The 17,877-nt window shown below is 58.2% G+C and carries 21 protein-coding genes; 16 read left to right on the top strand and 5 right to left on the bottom strand.

The window, feature by feature from the left end:
- Window positions 1-8: 8 nt before the first annotated feature.
- The 6 genes from murU to upp all read left to right on the top strand — a co-directional run bounded on the left by murU (window position 9) and on the right by upp (window position 6,576).
- A complete protein-coding gene (gene murU, locus RV1423_RS08895; protein WP_034295524.1) occupies window positions 9-719 on the top strand; it encodes an N-acetylmuramate alpha-1-phosphate uridylyltransferase MurU in 711 nt (236 codons plus the stop codon).
- Window positions 720-747: 28 nt separating this feature from the next.
- Window positions 748-2,091: a Xaa-Pro aminopeptidase gene (gene pepP, locus RV1423_RS08890; protein WP_034295522.1), complete on the top strand. Its 1,344-nt coding sequence runs from the start codon at window positions 748-750 to the stop codon at window positions 2,089-2,091.
- A 281-nt stretch (window positions 2,092-2,372) separates the two neighbouring features.
- Complete coding sequence (locus RV1423_RS08885; RefSeq protein ID WP_034295520.1) at window positions 2,373-2,999, top strand: carbonic anhydrase; 627 nt, start codon at window positions 2,373-2,375, stop codon at window positions 2,997-2,999.
- Window positions 2,996-4,549 (top strand): SulP family inorganic anion transporter, encoded by a 1,554-nt coding sequence (locus RV1423_RS08880; RefSeq protein ID WP_081768756.1) that lies wholly within the window; start codon window positions 2,996-2,998, stop codon window positions 4,547-4,549. The genes RV1423_RS08885 and RV1423_RS08880 overlap by 4 nt, the downstream gene beginning before the upstream one ends.
- 120 nt (window positions 4,550-4,669) lie before the next feature.
- Window positions 4,670-5,818, top strand: coding sequence for an FAD-dependent monooxygenase (locus tag RV1423_RS08875; RefSeq protein WP_034295519.1), 1,149 nt, complete (start codon window positions 4,670-4,672; stop codon window positions 5,816-5,818).
- Between the two features lie 110 nt (window positions 5,819-5,928).
- Window positions 5,929-6,576, top strand: a complete 648-nt coding sequence (upp, locus tag RV1423_RS08870) for a uracil phosphoribosyltransferase (protein WP_034295517.1) — start codon at window positions 5,929-5,931, stop codon at window positions 6,574-6,576.
- Window positions 6,577-6,648: 72 nt separating this feature from the next.
- Here the strand turns inward: upp and RV1423_RS08865 are convergent, their stop codons facing one another.
- From RV1423_RS08865 to RV1423_RS08850, 4 genes are all read right to left on the bottom strand, one after another.
- Window positions 6,649-8,085, bottom strand: a complete 1,437-nt coding sequence (locus RV1423_RS08865) for an NAD(P)(+) transhydrogenase (Re/Si-specific) subunit beta (RefSeq protein ID WP_034295515.1) — start codon at window positions 8,083-8,085, stop codon at window positions 6,649-6,651.
- Window positions 8,086-8,087: 2 nt separating this feature from the next.
- Entirely contained in the window at window positions 8,088-8,405 is a 318-nt protein-coding gene (locus RV1423_RS08860) for an NAD(P) transhydrogenase subunit alpha (RefSeq protein WP_034295513.1), read from the bottom strand.
- A gap of 55 nt (window positions 8,406-8,460) precedes the next feature.
- Entirely contained in the window at window positions 8,461-8,823 is a 363-nt protein-coding gene (panD, locus tag RV1423_RS08855) for an aspartate 1-decarboxylase (protein ID WP_034295510.1), read from the bottom strand.
- 65 nt (window positions 8,824-8,888) lie between these two features.
- Window positions 8,889-10,004 carry a Re/Si-specific NAD(P)(+) transhydrogenase subunit alpha gene (locus tag RV1423_RS08850; RefSeq protein ID WP_034295508.1) on the bottom strand — a complete coding sequence of 372 codons (1,116 nt, stop codon included), beginning with the start codon at window positions 10,002-10,004 and terminating at the stop codon, window positions 8,889-8,891.
- A gap of 166 nt (window positions 10,005-10,170) precedes the next feature.
- Between RV1423_RS08850 and RV1423_RS08845 the strand changes: the two genes are divergently transcribed.
- From RV1423_RS08845 to bfr, 9 genes are all read left to right on the top strand, one after another.
- A complete protein-coding gene (locus RV1423_RS08845; RefSeq protein ID WP_034295506.1) occupies window positions 10,171-10,668 on the top strand; it encodes an NUDIX hydrolase in 498 nt (165 codons plus the stop codon).
- Window positions 10,661-11,755 (top strand): tRNA 2-thiouridine(34) synthase MnmA, encoded by a 1,095-nt coding sequence (gene mnmA, locus RV1423_RS08840; RefSeq protein WP_034295505.1) that lies wholly within the window; start codon window positions 10,661-10,663, stop codon window positions 11,753-11,755. Before RV1423_RS08845 ends, mnmA begins: the two co-directional genes overlap by 8 nt.
- Before the next feature lie 191 nt (window positions 11,756-11,946).
- Entirely contained in the window at window positions 11,947-12,135 is a 189-nt protein-coding gene (gene hemP / locus RV1423_RS08835; RefSeq protein WP_016832155.1) for a hemin uptake protein HemP, read from the top strand.
- A gap of 116 nt (window positions 12,136-12,251) precedes the next feature.
- Complete coding sequence (locus RV1423_RS08830; protein WP_034295502.1) at window positions 12,252-12,572, top strand: hypothetical protein; 321 nt, start codon at window positions 12,252-12,254, stop codon at window positions 12,570-12,572.
- Window positions 12,573-12,603: 31 nt separating this feature from the next.
- Window positions 12,604-12,831 carry a bacterioferritin-associated ferredoxin gene (locus tag RV1423_RS08825; protein ID WP_034295500.1) on the top strand — a complete coding sequence of 76 codons (228 nt, stop codon included), beginning with the start codon at window positions 12,604-12,606 and terminating at the stop codon, window positions 12,829-12,831.
- Window positions 12,832-12,840: 9 nt separating this feature from the next.
- The gene (locus RV1423_RS08820; protein ID WP_034295498.1) at window positions 12,841-13,539 is read left to right on the top strand and encodes an energy transducer TonB; all 699 of its coding nucleotides are present in this window, start codon (window positions 12,841-12,843) and stop codon (window positions 13,537-13,539) included.
- Window positions 13,540-13,574: 35 nt separating this feature from the next.
- Window positions 13,575-14,309: a MotA/TolQ/ExbB proton channel family protein gene (locus RV1423_RS08815; RefSeq protein WP_034295496.1), complete on the top strand. Its 735-nt coding sequence runs from the start codon at window positions 13,575-13,577 to the stop codon at window positions 14,307-14,309.
- Complete coding sequence (locus RV1423_RS08810) at window positions 14,309-14,725, top strand: biopolymer transporter ExbD (RefSeq protein ID WP_034295494.1); 417 nt, start codon at window positions 14,309-14,311, stop codon at window positions 14,723-14,725. Before RV1423_RS08815 ends, RV1423_RS08810 begins: the two co-directional genes overlap by 1 nt.
- A gap of 239 nt (window positions 14,726-14,964) precedes the next feature.
- A complete protein-coding gene (gene bfr, locus RV1423_RS08805; RefSeq protein ID WP_034295492.1) occupies window positions 14,965-15,438 on the top strand; it encodes a bacterioferritin in 474 nt (157 codons plus the stop codon).
- A gap of 97 nt (window positions 15,439-15,535) precedes the next feature.
- On the opposite strand, the gene RV1423_RS08800 is transcribed toward bfr, so the two are convergent.
- Window positions 15,536-16,141: a glutathione S-transferase family protein gene (locus tag RV1423_RS08800; RefSeq protein ID WP_034295490.1), complete on the bottom strand. Its 606-nt coding sequence runs from the start codon at window positions 16,139-16,141 to the stop codon at window positions 15,536-15,538.
- 213 nt (window positions 16,142-16,354) lie between these two features.
- On the opposite strand from RV1423_RS08800, the gene purB reads away from it, so the two are divergent.
- The gene (purB, locus tag RV1423_RS08795; RefSeq protein ID WP_034295489.1) at window positions 16,355-17,722 is read left to right on the top strand and encodes an adenylosuccinate lyase; all 1,368 of its coding nucleotides are present in this window, start codon (window positions 16,355-16,357) and stop codon (window positions 17,720-17,722) included.
- The last annotated feature ends 155 nt before the right edge of the window (window positions 17,723-17,877 follow it).

The raw sequence follows: 17,877 nt of genomic DNA, 5'->3' as shown, positions 1-17,877 counted from the left end.
TTTTCGCCATGAAAGCCATGATTTTTGCCGCCGGCCGCGGCGAGCGCATGCGCCCGCTGACCGACACTTGTCCCAAGCCGCTTCTCAAAGTACGCGGCCGCCCGCTGATCGTCTGGCAAATCCTGAACCTGGTGCGCGCCGGCATCATCGAGATCGTGATCAACCATGCCCATCTGGGCCATATGTTTGAAGAAACGCTCGGCGACGGTTCGCAGTTCGGCGCGCGCATTCGGTATTCGGCCGAAGGCACCGCGCTGGAAACCGCCGGCGGCATCGCCAAGGCGCGCCACCTGCTCGGCGAAGAACCATTCGTTGCAATCTCGGGCGACATCTACATTCCTCACTTCGACTTCGAACAAGTCAAGACCGTGCTGGAAGACAACGACCTGTGGGGAAATCCGATACCATTGGACAAACGCGACGTCGCCTGGATCTACCTCGTCAAGAATCCGCCGCACCATCCCTCCGGTGATTTTGCGCTGAACAGTTTTTCGATCGCCAATGAAGGATCGCCGCTCTACACCTTCGCCAACATCGGCGTGTACCGCCCGCAGATGTTCGACGCGATTGCGCCCGGCGAGCATGCCAAGCTGGGACCGCTGCTGCGCGAATACGCGGCCCGCGGCCAAGTCGGCGGAGAGATATACCGCGGCGAATGGATCAATGTCGGCACCGTCGAACAGTTGGAAGAATTGAACATGCCCCTCGTGGGAAGATGACCTGAATGACCTGGAAGAGAGTACCAAGATGAGCATAGCGTCCTTCGCCTCCCGTCGCGCCAGACTGATCGCGCACATGCAAGCCAAAGGCGGCGGCGTCGCCATCGTCCCGACCGCGCACGAAGTCATGCGCAATCGCGACGCCGACTACCCTTATCGCCACGACAGTTATTTCTATTACCTGTCCGGCTTCACCGAGCCGGAAGCGGTCATTGTGTTGATAGCTGGTCCGCGCAAGGAAAGCCGCAGCATCCTGTTCTGCCGCGACAAGAACCTGGAACGCGAAATCTGGGACGGCTATCGCTACGGCCCTGAAGCCGCGCGCGAGCAGTTCGGCTTCGACGATGCCTTCGCCATCGATGCGCTGGACAAGGAGATGCCGCAGTTGCTGGCCGATGCGTCCGCCGTGTTTTACGCGCTGGGCCACGACACCAAGCGCGACGGCCAGCTCCAGCAATGGCTGCAAAGCGTGCGCGCGCTCGGCCGCACAGGCGTCTCGGCGCCGTCGTCCATCGTCGATGTCAACGTGCTGCTCGATGAGATGCGCCTGTTCAAGGATGCCGGCGAAATTGCGGTGATGAAACGCGCCGGCATCATTTCTGCCGAAGCGCATTGCCGCGCCATGCGCCTGTCGCGCCCCGGCCTGCGCGAATACCATCTCGAAGCCGAGCTGCTGCATGAATTCCGCAACAACGGCTCGCAGTATCCGGCCTACGGCTCCATCGTCGCCACCGGCGCCAATGCCTGCGTGCTGCACTATCGCGCCGGCGATGCCGAACTCAAGGATGGCGATCTGGTGCTGATCGATGCCGGCTGCGAACTCGACAGCTACGCGTCCGACATCACCCGCACCTTCCCGGCCAACGGCAAGTTCTCCGGCCCGCAAAGGGAACTGTATGACATCGTGCTGGCCGCGCAAGACGCCGCCATCGCGGAAATCCATCCCGGCAAGCGCTTCATGGACGGCCACGACGCCGCCGTGCGCGTGCTGGCGCAAGGCATGCTCGACACCGGCCTGCTCGATAAGAACAAGGTCGGCTCGCTCGACGACGTGATCGGCAAAGGCGATTACCGCCAGTTCTATATGCACCGCACCGGCCATTGGCTCGGCATGGACGTGCACGACGTCGGCGAATACCGCGACCCGGCCACCGCCAGCGGCGACAAGCCGTGGCGCACGCTGCAGCCGGGCATGGTGCTGACGGTCGAACCGGGCATCTATGTGCGTCCCGCGGAAGGCGTGCCGGAAAAATACTGGAACATCGGCATCCGCATCGAAGACGACGCCCATGTCACGCCGGATGGCTGCGAAATCCTCACCACCGCCGTGCCGAACAAGGCCGCCGACATCGAAGCGTTGATGCATAAATAAATACCGCTTGCGGCGCCCTGCCCCGCACATCAAGATACCCCCTCCACCAAACGCATACGTATTATGCGTTCCCGCCCCATGGCAAATCTGGCTTCGCCAATTTGCCATTCTGTTTTTCCAAGCGCCATAAAGTTGTCAGAATTGAACTTTGCTACAGACTCTTGCTCTGTAGATATCTACTTCCACCAGATAGACGTCATTCGTTCTCTCGGTGATTTTCTTCAAACAAGGGCGGGGAAAACTCGCCAGTGCTTTGCTCCGATTGAAGCAAGGAGTCCATCATGAGTCATCAGAAATTGATGCTGGCCCAGAACGTTGCCTGGGCCAGCGAGACGCGCATGCGCGACCCCGATTTTTTCAAACGTATTGCAGAAGGCCAGCAACCCGACACGCTTTGGATAAGTTGCGCAGACAGCAGGGTGCCGGCCGAAAAAATCACGCATTCCTCCTCTGGCGAATTGTTCGTACATCGCAATATCGCCAACCTCATCGCCGCTGAAGACATCAACGCAATCGGCGTCATCGAATATGCAGTAAAAGTGCTGAAGGTGTCGCACATCATCGTTTGCGGACATTATCAATGCGGCGGCGTCATGGCCTCCATGCGTCCGCCGAATCCGGACATTCCGGCAGTCAACCAGCATATTGCGCAATTACGGCGACTGGCGCTGCGCCATCAGGACGAACTTGCCGCCTTGCCCACCGTGGAGCTGCGCGCCGACCGTCTCGCGGAACTCAACGTACTCGACCAGATCGACACGCTCTCGCAACTGCCCATCGTCCTTCAGGCACAACACAGCATCAGTCTGCATGGATGGATATTCGGCCTGAACGACGGACTGTTGAGAGTTCTTTATCCCGGTAAGCCAGCAGAAACTGAACCAGTCAAAGGATATATGCAGACATGAAAACATCGCCATTACTTTCGCTCAAGAACGACCTGCTCGCTGGCATCGTGGTGTTTCTTATCGCCTTGCCATTGTGCCTGGGCATTGCCAACGCCTCGGGCGTCGCCCCCATCTCCGGCATGATTGCCGGCATCGTCGGCGGCCTGGTGGTGGCAGCGCTCAGCGGCTCATCCATCAGCGTCAGCGGACCGGCAGCGGGCATGATCGTCATTGTCGTCGGCGCCATTGCGCAACTGGGCAGCTTTAGCGCCTTCCTCACGGCAGTCGTTCTGGCAGGGATTTTTCAGATTGTATTCAGCTTACTCAAGGCGGGCCGTTTTGCCGCATATACGCCGTCATCGGTCATCAAGGGCATGCTGGCCGCCATCGGCATTCTACTGATCGTCAAACAGATTCCATTGGCGCTGGGCATGGAAGAAGACGGCTCCAGCCACGCCGGCGCAGCCTCGGTCGTCCGGACCGCATTCGGCCACGTTTCCGTGACTGCCGCCGGCATTGCACTGCTCAGCCTGCTCATCCTGTTTACCTGGGAAACGAAAAAGATGCGCCGATACGCCATCGTGCGCTCGCTCGCGGCGCCCCTGGTTGTGGTCGCCGTCGGCATCGCCATCACCTGGCTGCTGGACATGACATCGCCTCATCTGGCGCCGCCTTCCGAGCATCGCGTCGATCTGCCGGCATTGCGTTCCTTGGAAGACCTGACGAAAACCTTCGTCTTTCCCGATCTCGGTCAGCTATGGCGCTTCGACGTCTGGACCGTCGCTTTGACGCTGGCGATCGTTGCCAGCCTGGAGACGCTGTTAAGCCTGGAAGCGGTGGAACAACTTGATCGAAGCAAACGCCGCGCCGATCCCAATCGCGAACTTGCGGCACAAGGCGTAGGTAATCTGGTCTCCGGCGCGTTGGGCGGATTGCCCATCACCTCCGTTATCGTGCGCGGCTCAGCCAATGTGCATGCCGGTGCGCGCAGCAAGCTGTCGGCGATATTTCATGGTGCGCTGCTGCTGATCTGCATGTTCGCTCTCGATGAACTGCTCAACCTGATCCCGCTTGCCTGCCTGGCCGCCATCCTGCTGCATACGGGATTCAAGCTGGCCAAGCCATCCATATTTCTTGCCACTGCCAAGCAAGGTTTTTATTATTTCGCAGCTTTCTCCGCAACCATCATCGGCGTGATCGCCTTTGACCTGCTGATGGGTATTCTGATCGGACTTGGCACGTGCATCGCACTGACCCTGACCGTCAATCTGCGCAATACCTTTACATTCGCTCAGTACGACAATCACTATCTGCTGGTTTTTCGCAAGGACGTTTCATTCCTTGGCAAAGTCATGCTAAGACGCCATCTACTCAGCATTGCGCCTGATTCGGCGCTTATTATCGATGCCAACCATGTCGATTATATCGATCCCGACATCATCGAATTCATCCACACTTTCACCGAGGAAGGGCGCAATAGGAACATCAAGGTCAATTGGCACAACCTTCATGTGGACACTTCGCCGGCCACGAAACGCACCATGCTGGAGATGAGCAAAACTGCAGCATAATCCGGGCAAGGCTGGCAGCAATGCCTGCCTTGTTTCGCATCCCGCAAACATGCTTCCGCCTGCGGAAAGCACTACAATAGGAAAATCATGCGCCACGCGGCGCCAATATGACTTTCCTATATGAATACCACCGATTTCGATGTCGTCATCTGCGGCGCAGGCCCAGTGGGCCTGAGTGTTGCCGCATTACTGCGGCAACGCGGCATGCCGGCGGCGCGCATCGCCATCATTGACGCCAAATCTGCCGACCAGGCAGCGCAAGATCCCCGCACGCTCGCCTTGTCGTATGGCAGCCGGCAAATCCTGGACCAAATCGGCGCCTGGCCCCGCATGGCTGGCAACGCCGGCGAAATTCATCGCATCCATGTATCGCGGCGCGGCCATTTCGGTCGCACCGTGATCCAATGTGAAGACTATGATCTGCCTGCGCTTGGCTACGTCATGCACTATGGGGCAATGGTCTCCGCGTTGACGGCCATCCTCAACGATAGCGGCATGACCGTTTTGCGACCGTCCCGGGTTGTGGCAATCGACGAATCCAAACCTGCCCTCGAAGTGCATCTGGCCGATGGCAGCAAACTCGATACGGCCGTCGTCGTGCAAGCCGAAGGCGGCATTTTTTCCGAACAGACGGCAAAACCGCTGCAGCGCGATTACAACCAGGTCGCCATTGTCGCTCATGTCGGCGTCACGCACGAGATAACCCATTGCGCGTTCGAGCGTTTCACCGCCGAAGGCCCGCTGGCCCTGTTGCCGCATCATGACGGCTATGCCTTGGTATGGTGTGCGCGTCCTGACACGGCCGGCCGCTTGCTGGCGCTTGACGATACGGACTTCCTGCGGGCGCTCGGACAGGCGTTCGGCGGACGCCTCGGACGCTTCTGCAGACTCGGCGTGCGCAATAGCTATCCGCTCGGCCTGAATGCGAAGCCGCCTGCTTCAGCCCGGGTGATTGCCGTCGGCAACGCCGCGCAGACGCTGCATCCGGTTGCCGGACAAGGCTTCAACCTGGGGCTGCGCGACGCCAAAGTATTATCGAGCATGCTGGCGCGCGACCGCTCGCCGACAACGCTGGAGCAATTTGCCAGACAACGCCGCGATGACCGCCAGTTGACCATCGGACTGACAGATGCCATGGCGCGCATTTTTGCCAGCGCGCCAGACGGCTATCCATCGCAGGTTTTCCTCGGCGGCACGCTGGGGCTGCTTGACGTGATCGCGCCGGCCAAACGCCTGCTGGCGCATCAGTTTATGTTCGGTTGGCGATAGACCCGGCGCACCAACATAAGCGTAGCTTCCCTTGATGACGGCCGGCAGCTTCATCCGGCATGAGACAATGCGCTACTGCCGCTAATGACGGCGCTATTTACGAATATGCCATGAAACAGGATCCACGCTTTCCCAATCTTTATATCCTTGACCATCCGCTGATCCAGCACAAGCTTTCGCATATGCGCGACAAACGCACGTCGACGCGCACCTTCCGCGAACTGCTGCGCGAGATCACCTTGCTGATGGGCTACGAAATCACGCGCGATCTGCCGCTGACCACCGAATCCATCGAAACGCCTCTGGTGACTTACGAAGCCCCGGTGATCGCCGGCAAGAAGCTGGCGATCGTGCCGGTGCTGCGCGCCGGCGTCGGCATGAGCGACGGTCTGCTGGAATTGATCCCGTCGGCGCGCGTCGGCCACATCGGCGTGTATCGCAACGAACAGCATCAACCGGTGGAATATCTCGTGCGCCTGCCGGATCTACAGGATCGCACCATGATCCTGTGCGATCCGATGGTCGCCACCGGCAACTCGGCGGTCCATGCCGTCGATGCGCTGAAAAAACGCGGCGTGCCCGCCGAACAGATCATCTTCGTTGCGCTGGTGGCGGCGCCGGAAGGCGTCAAGACGTTTCAAGACGCGCATCCGGACGTCAAACTATACGTCGCCTCGCTGGATTCCCATCTGGACGATCACGCTTACATCGTGCCGGGCCTGGGGGATGCTGGGGACAGGATTTTCGGCACCAAGTAATTCCCGCCGAAGATGAAAAAAGCCGCTGGGTTCGACTCCAGCGGCTTTTTTGTCAATTTGTCGGGACAGCGACTACTCGACAGCCTTGACCATATCCTCGATGACCTTCTTGGCATCGCCAAACACCATCATGGTCTTGTCCATGTAGAACAGTTCATTGTCCAGACCGGCGTAGCCGGCGGCCATCGAACGCTTGTTGACGATGACGGTCTTGGCCTTGTACGCCTCCAGAATCGGCATGCCGGCGATCGGCGACTTCGGATCTTTCGCCGCCGGGTTGACCACGTCGTTGGCGCCCAGCACCAGCACCACGTCGGCCTGGCCGAACTCGCTGTTGATGTCTTCCATTTCGAAGACCTGGTCGTAAGGCACTTCGGCTTCAGCCAGCAGCACGTTCATGTGTCCCGGCATACGTCCGGCCACCGGGTGGATCGCGTACTTGACGATCACGCCCTTGTGGGTCAGCTTCTCCGTCAGTTCCTTCAGCGCATGCTGCGCGCGCGCCACTGCCAGGCCGTAGCCGGGGACGATGATCACGGTTTCCGCATTGCCCATCAGGAAGGCGGCATCGTCAGCCGAACCGGACTTGACGTTGCGTTGCGCCTGCGCGCCGCCAGCCGTGGCCGCTGCCGCGTCGCCGCCGAAACCACCCAGAATCACATTGAAGAACGAACGGTTCATCGCCTTGCACATGATGTAGGACAGGATCGCGCCGGAGGAACCGACCAGCGAACCGGCGATGATCAGCATCGCATTGTTCAGCGAGAAGCCGATGCCTGCCGCCGCCCAGCCGGAATAGCTGTTCAACATCGACACCACCACCGGCATGTCGGCGCCGCCGATGGGGATAATGATCAGCACGCCCAGCACGAAAGCGATTGCCGCCATGATGACGAACGGCAGCCAATGTTGCGTCAGCACGAAGATGATGCCGAAGCCGATCATCGCCACCGCCAGCAGCAGGTTCAGCATGTGCTGGCCGGAGAAGCTCACCGGCGCGCCCTGGAACAGGCGGAACTTGTATTTGCCCGACAGCTTGCCGAACGCAATCACCGAACCGGAGAAGGTGATCGCGCCGACGAAGGTGCCGATGAACAATTCAACACGATTTCCCAACGGAATTGCCTCGCCGTGCGCGGCGATGTTGAACGCCCACGGTTCGGCAACGGCCGCAACCGCGATACAGACCGCCGCCAGGCCGATCAGCGAGTGCATCGCCGCGACCAGCTCCGGCATCTTGGTCATCTCGACGCTCTTGGCCAGATACGCGCCAATGCCGCCGCCCACCACCACGCCGCCGGCGACCAGCCAGAGGCCAATGCCTGATGTCGGCATGTCGCCCTTGAGCTTGATGATCAAGGCCAATGTCGTGACGACGGCAATCGTCATGCCGGCGATACCGAAGGCATTGCCGCGGCGTGCCGTCGACGGATGCGACAAACCTTTCAACGCCTGGATGAAGCAGACCGAGGCCACCAGGTACAGCAGGGTTACCAGATTCATGCTCATGCTTATGCCCCCGCCTTGTCTGTCTTGATCTTGGGTTCTTTTTTCTTGAACATCTCCAGCATGCGCTGCGTGACCATGAAACCGCCGAAGACGTTGACTGCCGCCAGCGCCACGGCCAGCGTGCCGGCAATGCGGCCAATTGGTCCTTCGGTCAGGCCCGCCGCCAGCATGGCACCGATGATGATGATCGCCGAAATCGCATTGGTGACCGCCATCAGCGGCGTGTGCAAGGCGGGCGTGACGGTCCAGACCACGTGGTAGCCGACGTAAATCGCCAGCACAAAGATGATCAGGTTGATGATGGTGTGGCTGACTTCCATGATGTCATTCCTTTCTGTGGTGGCGGCATCCGTTCATGCCGCGACCTGCTTGGTTTTATATGGTCTTCAGGCTGGTGATGTGATTCTTGTCGTCGACGAATACGATCTTGGGTACATAGCTGGCGATTTCTGCATCCGTCATGGGTGCATAGGTGCAGATGATCAGCAGATCGCCCAGATGCGCGCGACGGGCCGCCGCGCCATTGAGGGAAATCTCGCCGCTGCCACGCTTGCCGCGGATAGCGTAGGTGGAGAAGCGTTCGCCGTTGTTGACGTTGTACAGCTCGATCTTTTCGAATTCACGGATATCGGCGGCTTCCAGCAGGTCTTCGTCGATACCGCAGGAACCTTCGTAGTTCAGGTCGCATTCGGTTACAGTCGCGCGGTGGATCTTCGCGCGCAGCATGATACGTTGCATAAGGCTTTACTCTTTTTACTCTGGCCCGAATCGCTTACGCGAACCGGCATGGATTGGATGATGTTTTATTTGCGCAGCACTTCGCCGCCGCTGCACAGCAAGGTCGCCGCGACGATGTCGTCTTCGCGATTGATGACCAGCTTGCCTTCAGCGTCGACGATCAGCTTGAGGAAGTCGAGCACGTTGCGTGCATACAGCGCCGACGCATCGGCTGCGACCAGCGCCGCCAGGTTGCCTTCGCCGATGATGTACACGCCGTGTTTGATCACTGTCTTGCCCGGCTCGGACAACGGACAGTTGCCGCCCTGGTCGACCGCCATGTCGAGGATGACCGAACCGGGCTTCATGGCCTTGACGGTCTCTTCGCTGATGAGCACCGGCGCCTTGCGGCCCGGAATCAATGCGGTGGTGATGATGATGTCGGCCTGCCTGGCGCGCTCATGCACCAGCTCCGCCTGACGGCGCATCCAGTCGGCCGGCATCGGACGGGCATAGCCGCCGACACCCTGGGCGATTTCCTTTTCTTCATCGGTGATGAAGGGTACGTCGAGGAATTTGGCGCCCAGCGATTCGATCTGCTCCTTGACGGCGGGTCGCACATCGGAGGCTTCGATCACCGCGCCGAGGCGCTTGGCCGTCGCAATCGCCTGCAAACCGGCCACGCCGGCACCCATGATCAGCATGCGCGCGGCCTTGACGGTGCCGGCCGCGGTCATCAGCATCGGCATGAAGCGCTGATAAGTATTGGCAGCCATCAGCACGGCCTTGTAACCAGCAATGTTGGCTTGCGAAGACAGCACGTCCATCGACTGTGCTCGCGTGGTGCGCGGCGCGGCTTCCAGCGCGAAGGCGGTCAGTCCGGCAGCCGCCATGGCGGCGATATTGTCCGCGTCGAAAGGATTGAGCATGCCGACCACGACCGTGCCGGACTTCAGGCGGGCGCGTTCGTCCGCGCTGGGCGAGCGCACCCTGAGGATGGCATCGGCGCCGTAAACATCGCTTGCCGACACAATGTGCGCACCGGCAGCGGCATAGGCCTCATCTGTAATGCTGGATTTGATGCCGGCCCCCGACTCCACCAACACCTCATGTTTGGCGGCAACCAGTTTCTTGACCGTTTCCGGTGTTGCCGCAACGCGCGTTTCTCCGTCCCGACTTTCGACGGGGATGCCTAGCCTCATTCAGAACTCCTGTAGTTGTTGATTCTTACCGGAATCTTACACGTAAAATTTAAACATCAACAACTTTGCGCAAAAGCCGTTCTCCGCGTTGCAACTCGCATATCCTGCCGCGTCCCTGAAGGCTTTGCCTGGCCACGGTAAAATGTCGCTTCTTGTAAGGAAAATTATGACTGAAGTCTGGAAGCCCTCCGTCACAGTCGCGGCGATTATCGAGCGCGAGGGCCGTTTTTTGATGATTGAAGAGCAGGCCGGCGACGGTGTGCGCCTGAACCAACCGGCCGGCCACCTTGATGAAGGCGAAGCGCTTACGCACGCGGTCATCCGGGAAACGCTGGAAGAATCCGCGCACGATTTCGAACCGACCGCACTGGTCGGCATGTATATGTCGCGCAATGTTTCGTCCATGCGCGGCGGCATCGACACGACCTACTTGCGTTTTGCCTTTGCCGGCAAACTGGGAGCGCAGCACGACCGTCCATTGGATGCCGGCATCCTGCGCACGCTGTGGATGACGCGCGACGAAATCGCAGCCTGCTGCGAGCGCCACCGCAGCCCGCTGGCCCTGCGCTGTGTGGACGACTATCTGAGCGGCCAGCGCGCGCCGTTGTCGTTGCTGTATACCGACGCCAGCGTTCACGTTGCCAACGGAGCGCTTCATGGCTAAGAAAAGAGTAGTGATTGGCATGTCCGGCGGCGTCGACTCGTCGGTATCGGCCTGGCTGCTGAAGGAACGGGGCTACGAAGTCATCGGCCTGTTCATGAAAAACTGGGAGGACGACGACGATTCCGAATATTGTTCGACCCGTCAGGACTGGATCGACGCGGCCAGCGTGGCCGACGTGGTCGGCGTGGACATCGAAGCAGTCAATTTCGCGGCCGAGTACAAGGACCGCGTGTTCGCTGAATTCTTGCGCGAATACCAGGCCGGACGCACGCCCAATCCCGATGTGTTGTGCAACGCTGAAATCAAATTCAAGGCCTTCCTCGACCACGCCATGTTGCTGGGAGCCGACCTGATCGCCACCGGCCACTACGCGCGCGTGCGCGAAAATGCGGCAGGCAAATTCGAACTCCTGAAAGCGGTCGACGCCAGCAAGGATCAGAGCTATTTCCTGCACCGGCTGAACCAGGCGCAGTTGTCGAAAACCCTCTTCCCGCTTGGTGAAATCCACAAGACCGAGGTGCGCAAGATCGCCGAACAACTGAAACTGCCGAATGCCGCCAAGAAGGATTCGACTGGTATCTGCTTCATCGGCGAACGGCCTTTCCGCGAGTTCCTGAACCGTTACCTGTCGTACCAACCCGGCCCGATGAAAACACCCGAAGGCGACATCGTCGGCGAACACGTCGGCCTGAGCTTCTACACGCTGGGCCAACGCAAAGGCATCGGCTTGGGCGGCATCAAGGCGCACCAGAACGCCGACGGCAACAGCGATGCCTGGTACGTCGCCCGCAAGGACGTCGACAACAATACGTTGTATATCGTGCAAGGCCACGACCATCCTTGGCTGCTGTCGTCGCAACTTGGCGCCAGCCAGATCAGTTGGGTCGCCGGCGCGGCGCCGGAAGCGACCGCGCTCAGCGCCAAGACGCGCTACCGTCAGGCAGATGTACCCTGCATGTTCAGCGACGCCGGCGAACGTTTCGACCTGCGCTTCGCTGATCCGCAATGGGCCGTCACGCCCGGCCAGTCTGCCGTGCTGTATCAGGGCGACGTGTGCCTGGGAGGCGGAATCATCGAATCGGTCTGAGTATATTTCACCCTTCCGAAACGCTCCGCTTGCCCTGTGCAGCGGGGCGTTTTTCTTTTTTGGCAATAAAAATCAGCCGTCAAATTTCCAATAAGAAAGAAAGCTGCAACAAATCACAAAAGAGCTTGCAATCTTGGATTAAATGACGAATAATCTAAATAAGAATTGTTCGCATTTAATAGGAGGTCACCATGAACCAACTGATCGAGCACGGAACCGAGCGTCGCAACAAGCCGGCCACAGCAGCAAATGGCTCACCCATTACTCGCATCAAGAGCCAGGATCTGTTCCGGCAAATGCGCGAGCTGGAGATTGACCACGGCGGCCGTATTTACAAACTGCGCCTGACGCAGTTGAACAAGCTTATTTTGACGGCTTAGCCGGACAAGAAATCATCCCGGGATTTGTCATGGAATGATGTGAAAACCAGCCAGCCAACGATGATGTCGCAGCGTTACGCGTTAGCCAGCCAAGCTAGCCGATTAAGGAGAGTTTGATGGTTACCGACAAAATGGATTCTGCTTTCATGGAACCAAATAGCGCGCCGGCACAGCCAGAGCTGCTGGTCTCAGCAGTGCTGCATTTGATGTCTCATTACACTGCCAGCAATCAGGAAACCAAAAGCTGCGTCAAACTGGCGTCAGTGATTGAAAGACACCTGAAAGCCCTGGCGGATTTGCCGAATCTGGCGCCGGTATTGCGGGCAACCTGCCAGCAACTGTCGGAACAGTGGGCAACCGTGGTGGAACGGACGATGCCACAACCCGAGAAGTTCAACCTGTTTGCTCGCATCGTTTCAGGAGCGAGATCTATTTAAGAGCCTATATACCCAGGCGGCAAGGCGTAAAATGATCGTATGTGTTTGTAACAACATTTCCGAAGGCAAGATTCATCAGGCAGTGAATGCAGGGATATCCACCATGTCCGAGCTTCGCAAGGAGCTCGGTGTTGGTACTTCTTGCGGCAAATGTCACACCTGTGCCAAGCATGTCCTGCGCGAATGTCTGAGCAACTCCAACCAAACACGCAACACTGTGCAAGCGCTGGTATTCCATGCGAATGCCATGATTGCCTGAAGATCATTCATGAACGCCTTATCGCCTCCTATGAGCAGCATCCCATCCAACCCTGCCGGTGCAGTCTGGCGGCAAGTGAGAAAAATCGGCCCGCTCGGCTTCATCGTCCTGCTGCACATTGCCTTCTTTTATGCACTGCAAAGCGGACTGATCCATCAGGTCGCTGACGCCATTCCCAAAGAAGTCATCGCGACGTTCATTACACCTGAACGCGCTCCTGAACCTGCTCCCCCGAAAGCGCCGCCGGCACCGCCCAAGGTCGTTCCGGTGGTCAAGAAATCGGTGACGCCGCCTCCGCCCATTCCGGTGACTCAAGCGCCTGCGCCGACAGCCATCAGTGCGCCGCCAAACCCACCACAATCGGTTGAACCTTTAGCTGCCGCTCCGGCACCAGCACCGGCGTCGCCACCGGGCCCGCCGCCGATCAAGCAAATCACGTCGGGCATCGAATACATCGAAGCTCCGCGCGTCGCTTATCCTGCCGCCTCCAAACGCATGGGCGAAGAAGGCGTCGTACAATTCCGCGTACTGGTCAATACCAGCGGCAAAGCCGAAAAAGTCGATATCATCAAAGGTTCAGGCTCTTCCCGCCTGGACGATGAAGCAAGGCGCGCCGTGATGCGCGCCGTCTTCAAACCCTATATCGAAGACGGCAAGCCGATCATGGTGTCGGCAACAGGCGTCATCAATTTCAAGCTCGATCATTAATACCTTACCGTCATTACAAAACAAAGGAAGTCATCATGGAAGTTAGTCCGTACGGATTGGAAAGCCTGTGGGCGCAGGGAGATTTTGTCACGAAGGGCGTCGCTGTATTGCTGGTCGCCATGTCGATTGCGTCCTGGTATGTCATCGTGACCAAAGCGTTGCAATTGCTACGCTTCCGTCGCGCCTCGGACGCCGCCGGTCACGCATTCTGGGACACCACCAGCCTGCCCGATGGGGTCGCCACGCTAGGCACCGACAACCCGTTCGCCGAAGTCGCCAAAGCCGGTGTCACTTCGATGAGCCACCATACCGCCCATAAAGGTCACCTGCACGATCAACTGTCGGTCAGCGACTGGGTCACCCTGTCCCTGCGCCAAGCCATCGACGAAGCCTCCGGCAAGCTGCAAACCGGCATGGCGGTGTTGGCATCGGTCGGTTCCACGGCGCCCTTCGTCGGCTTGTTCGGCACTGTCTGGGGCATCTATCACGCACTGGTGTCGATTGGCACCTCCGGGCAAGCCAGCATCGACAAGGTTGCCGGCCCTGTCGGCGAAGCGCTGATCATGACCGCGCTGGGCCTGGCGGTGGCGATTCCGGCAACCTTCGGCTATAACGCTTTGGTTCGCGGCAACAAGACGACGATCGCCAAGCTCAACAAATTCGGTTTTGATCTGCACGCCCTGTTCGTCACCGGCGCACGCGCCGCGACTGAAGATGCCGCAACAGGCACGACCAGAAGCACCAAGCTGACTGCTGTCGGGAGAACGTAATGGCAATGGGTTCCTTGTCCGATTCGGACGACGACTTCAATCCGGAGATCAATACCACGCCGCTGGTTGACGTAATGCTGGTCTTGCTGATCATCTTCATCATCACCATCCCGGTGATGAACCATGCTGTCAAGATCGATCTGCCGCGCGCCACCAATCAGCCTGATGAACCCAAGCCGCAAAACATCGATCTGTCGATCGATGCAACCGGCAGGGTATTCTGGAACGACCAGCTTATCGACAATAATCAGTTGAGCCTGCGCATCGCTGAAGCAGCAAAGAAGCAGCCGCAACCGGAACTGCACTTGCGCGCCGAGCGTACGACGCAATACGAGAAGGTTGCGCAAGTCATGGCAGCAGCCCAATCGGGAGGGTTGTCGAAGATTGGATTCGTTACTGATCCTCAAGCGAAATAAGATTCACTGGTTTTCCCCCTCAAAGCCCTCCCCTAACGGGAGGGCTTTGTTTTTTGAATGCCACCATCTTCCTCAAGCCATAATCGCTGCATGCGCTCGAAATAAAGTAAGAATGATTCGCGCTAATTTATAATGAAGTTCCGAACAGGCTGGGCTATGATGCGTCCGCTCACACGGTTGCTCCATTCCTGCGGATGCGACATCCGTCTCCCGATCCCCACTATCCTCAGAGGTTCCCTATGAAAGGCGATCCAGCAGTCCTCAAACTGCTCAATGCACAGTTGACCAACGAACTGACGGCGATCAACCAATATTTTTTGCACGCCCGCATGTACAAACATTGGGGCTTTGAAAAAATTGCCAAAAAGGAGTACGCGGAATCCATCGGTGAAATGAAACACGCCGACAAGCTGATCGACCGCATCCTGATGCTGGACGGCCTGCCGAATCTGCAAGCGCTGCACAAGCTGATGATCGGTGAGAATACCGCCGAGATGTTGCAATGCGACCTCAAACTTGAAAAAGCCGCGCAGAAGACCGTCAAGGAAGGCATCGCCACATGCGAACAGCAAGGCGACTACGTGTCACGCGAGCTGTTCCAACTGATCCTCGACGACACCGAAGAACATATCGACTGGCTGGAAACCCAGCTCGACATCATCGAGAAAATCGGCATTCAGAATTATCTGCAGGCGCAGATCATCGAAGAATAAAGCGTATTCGACAACGGCCTCAGCAAGCCCGCAGCGAAAAAAAAAGCGCGATCTCTGCAGATCGCGCTTTTTGTTTGCGTTTTAGCTTGCCTCTGTCCTACTGCGGGAAAGTGTCCTTGAAGGACTGCCGCTCAGACAATTTCTCGAACAGACGCAGCAATTCCGGATAATTCTCCTTCCAGTCCGTTTCGGGAAAGCGAAAATCCAGCCAGCCCAATGCACAGCCCACTGAAACATCAGCAAGCGAATAGTGGTTGCCGACGCAATAGGCTTTTTCGCCCAGGCCGACCGACATCGCCTTGAGCGCCGCCTCGACCTTGCCCCACTGCCGCTTGATCCATTCCGGGCTTTGCTGCCTGGTCGGGCGCTTCTTTTCGAGCCGGACCAGGATGGCCGCATCGAGCAGCCCGTCAGCCAGCGCTTCCCAGCACTTGACTTCGGCACGTTCGCGGCCGCCGGCAGGCATCAGCTTACCGACCGGAGTGAGGATATCGAGGTATTCTGCAATGACGCGGGAATCGAACATGGCGCCGCCGTCATCCATCATCAGACAAGGTACTTTGCCAAGCGGATTGAATTGCTGGATCGTGGTCATCTCACTCCACACATCCTCCAGCACCAATTCATAGTCAATTTTTTTCTCCGCCATGACAATGCGGACTTTGCGAGCGAAGGGGCTTAACAGTGAGGCGATCAGTTTCATAGCATTTTTTGTAATAATCCGGTCCGATTATAGCATCGGGTATTTCGTATCAACGTCCGAATCGCCTGTCCGGACGACAAGCGGCAACGTTCCTTCGTGCTGCTTCTCCGGAATGGTAAAATCGCAAGTCAATGCAGGTTCGCGCCGGTATATCCCATCTGGTCACGAACCGCTAGCCTTATTTTTCAACGCCGTTTTCACCCGCATATCATCATGTCTCTTTCCGCACTTTCCGCTCTCTCCCCGCTCGACGGCCGTTACGCCTCCAAAACCGACAAGTTGCGCCCGATCCTGTCCGAGGCCGGCTTCATGCACCATCGGGTGAAAGTGGAAATTGCCTGGCTGCAAGCCTTGTCTGCTGCCGGCTTTGCCGAAATCAAACCATTCTCGGCCAACGCCGGCGCCTTGCTGGACAAGCTGGCCGCCGACTTCACCGAAGCCGACGCCTCCCGCATCAAGGAAATCGAGGCCGTCACCAACCACGACGTCAAGGCTGTCGAGTATTGGCTGAAGGAAAAAGTCAAAGATGTGCCGGAACTGGTCGCAGCATCCGAATTCATCCATTTCGCCTGCACCTCGGAAGATATCAACAATACTTCGCACGGCATGATGCTCAAGGCGGCGCGCGACACTGTAGTCCTGCCCGCGCTGCAGGGCCTGATTGCCAGATTGACCGAGCTGGCGCATGAGCATGCGGCCCTGCCGATGCTGTCGCGCACCCACGGCCAGCCAGCCAGCCCAACTACGCTCGGCAAGGAAATCGCCAACGTCGTCGCCCGTCTGCAGCGTGCCGTCAAGCGTATCGCCACGGTCGAAATCCTCGGCAAGATGAACGGCGCGGTCGGCAACTATAACGCCCACTTGTCCGCTTACCCGGAAACCGACTGGGCGGCATTCTCCAAGAGCGTTATCGAACAACGCCTGGGCCTGGTGTTCAATCCCTACACCATCCAGATCGAGCCGCACGATTACATGGCAGAACTGTTCGACGCTGTGGCGCGCACCAATACCATCCTGCTGGACCTGAACCGCGACGTCTGGGGCTATATCTCGCTCGGCTACTTCAAGCAGCGCACCAAGGCCGGCGAAATCGGCTCGTCGACCATGCCGCACAAGGTCAATCCGATCGATTTCGAAAACTCCGAAGGCAATCTCGGCATGGCCAACGCGGTACTCAAGCACTTGTCCGAGAAACTGCCTCTTTCGCGCTGGCAGCGCGATCTGACCGATTCGACCGTACTGCGCAACATCGGCGTGGCGTTCGGCTACGCCATACTCGCCTACGACAGTTGCCTGCGCGGCCTGAACAAACTGGAAGTCAATCCGGCCCGTCTGGCCGAAGACCTCGACGCCACCTGGGAAGTCTTGGCCGAGCCGGTGCAAACCGTGATGCGCCGCTACGGCATCGAGAATCCGTATGAACAACTGAAAGAACTGACCCGCGGCAAGGGTATTTCCAAGGAGGCGTTGCGCGACTTCATCAACGGCCTTGCCATCCCGCAAAGCGCCAAGGATCAGTTGCTTGCGATGACGCCGGCGAACTATATTGGGACAGCAGTTGCACTGGCTAAAAATATTTAATAGCAATATTGGATTAAGGGGAAACCAAACCCTCTTAATCCACTCCAATGCCCGACAATAAACATCATTCATTCCACAAATGGATTGGTGAAATCAAATCCTGCCATCTATTGTCATTATTGGAAAGCCTTTATGCTTCTTCACTGCTCGTTTCT

It is taken from the genome of Herbaspirillum sp. RV1423 (genome assembly GCF_000577615.1).
Lineage (GTDB): Bacteria > Pseudomonadota > Gammaproteobacteria > Burkholderiales > Burkholderiaceae_D > Herbaspirillum.
Note: the sequence above shows the minus strand (reverse complement) of the source record. Positions and strands in the feature narration are given on the sequence as shown.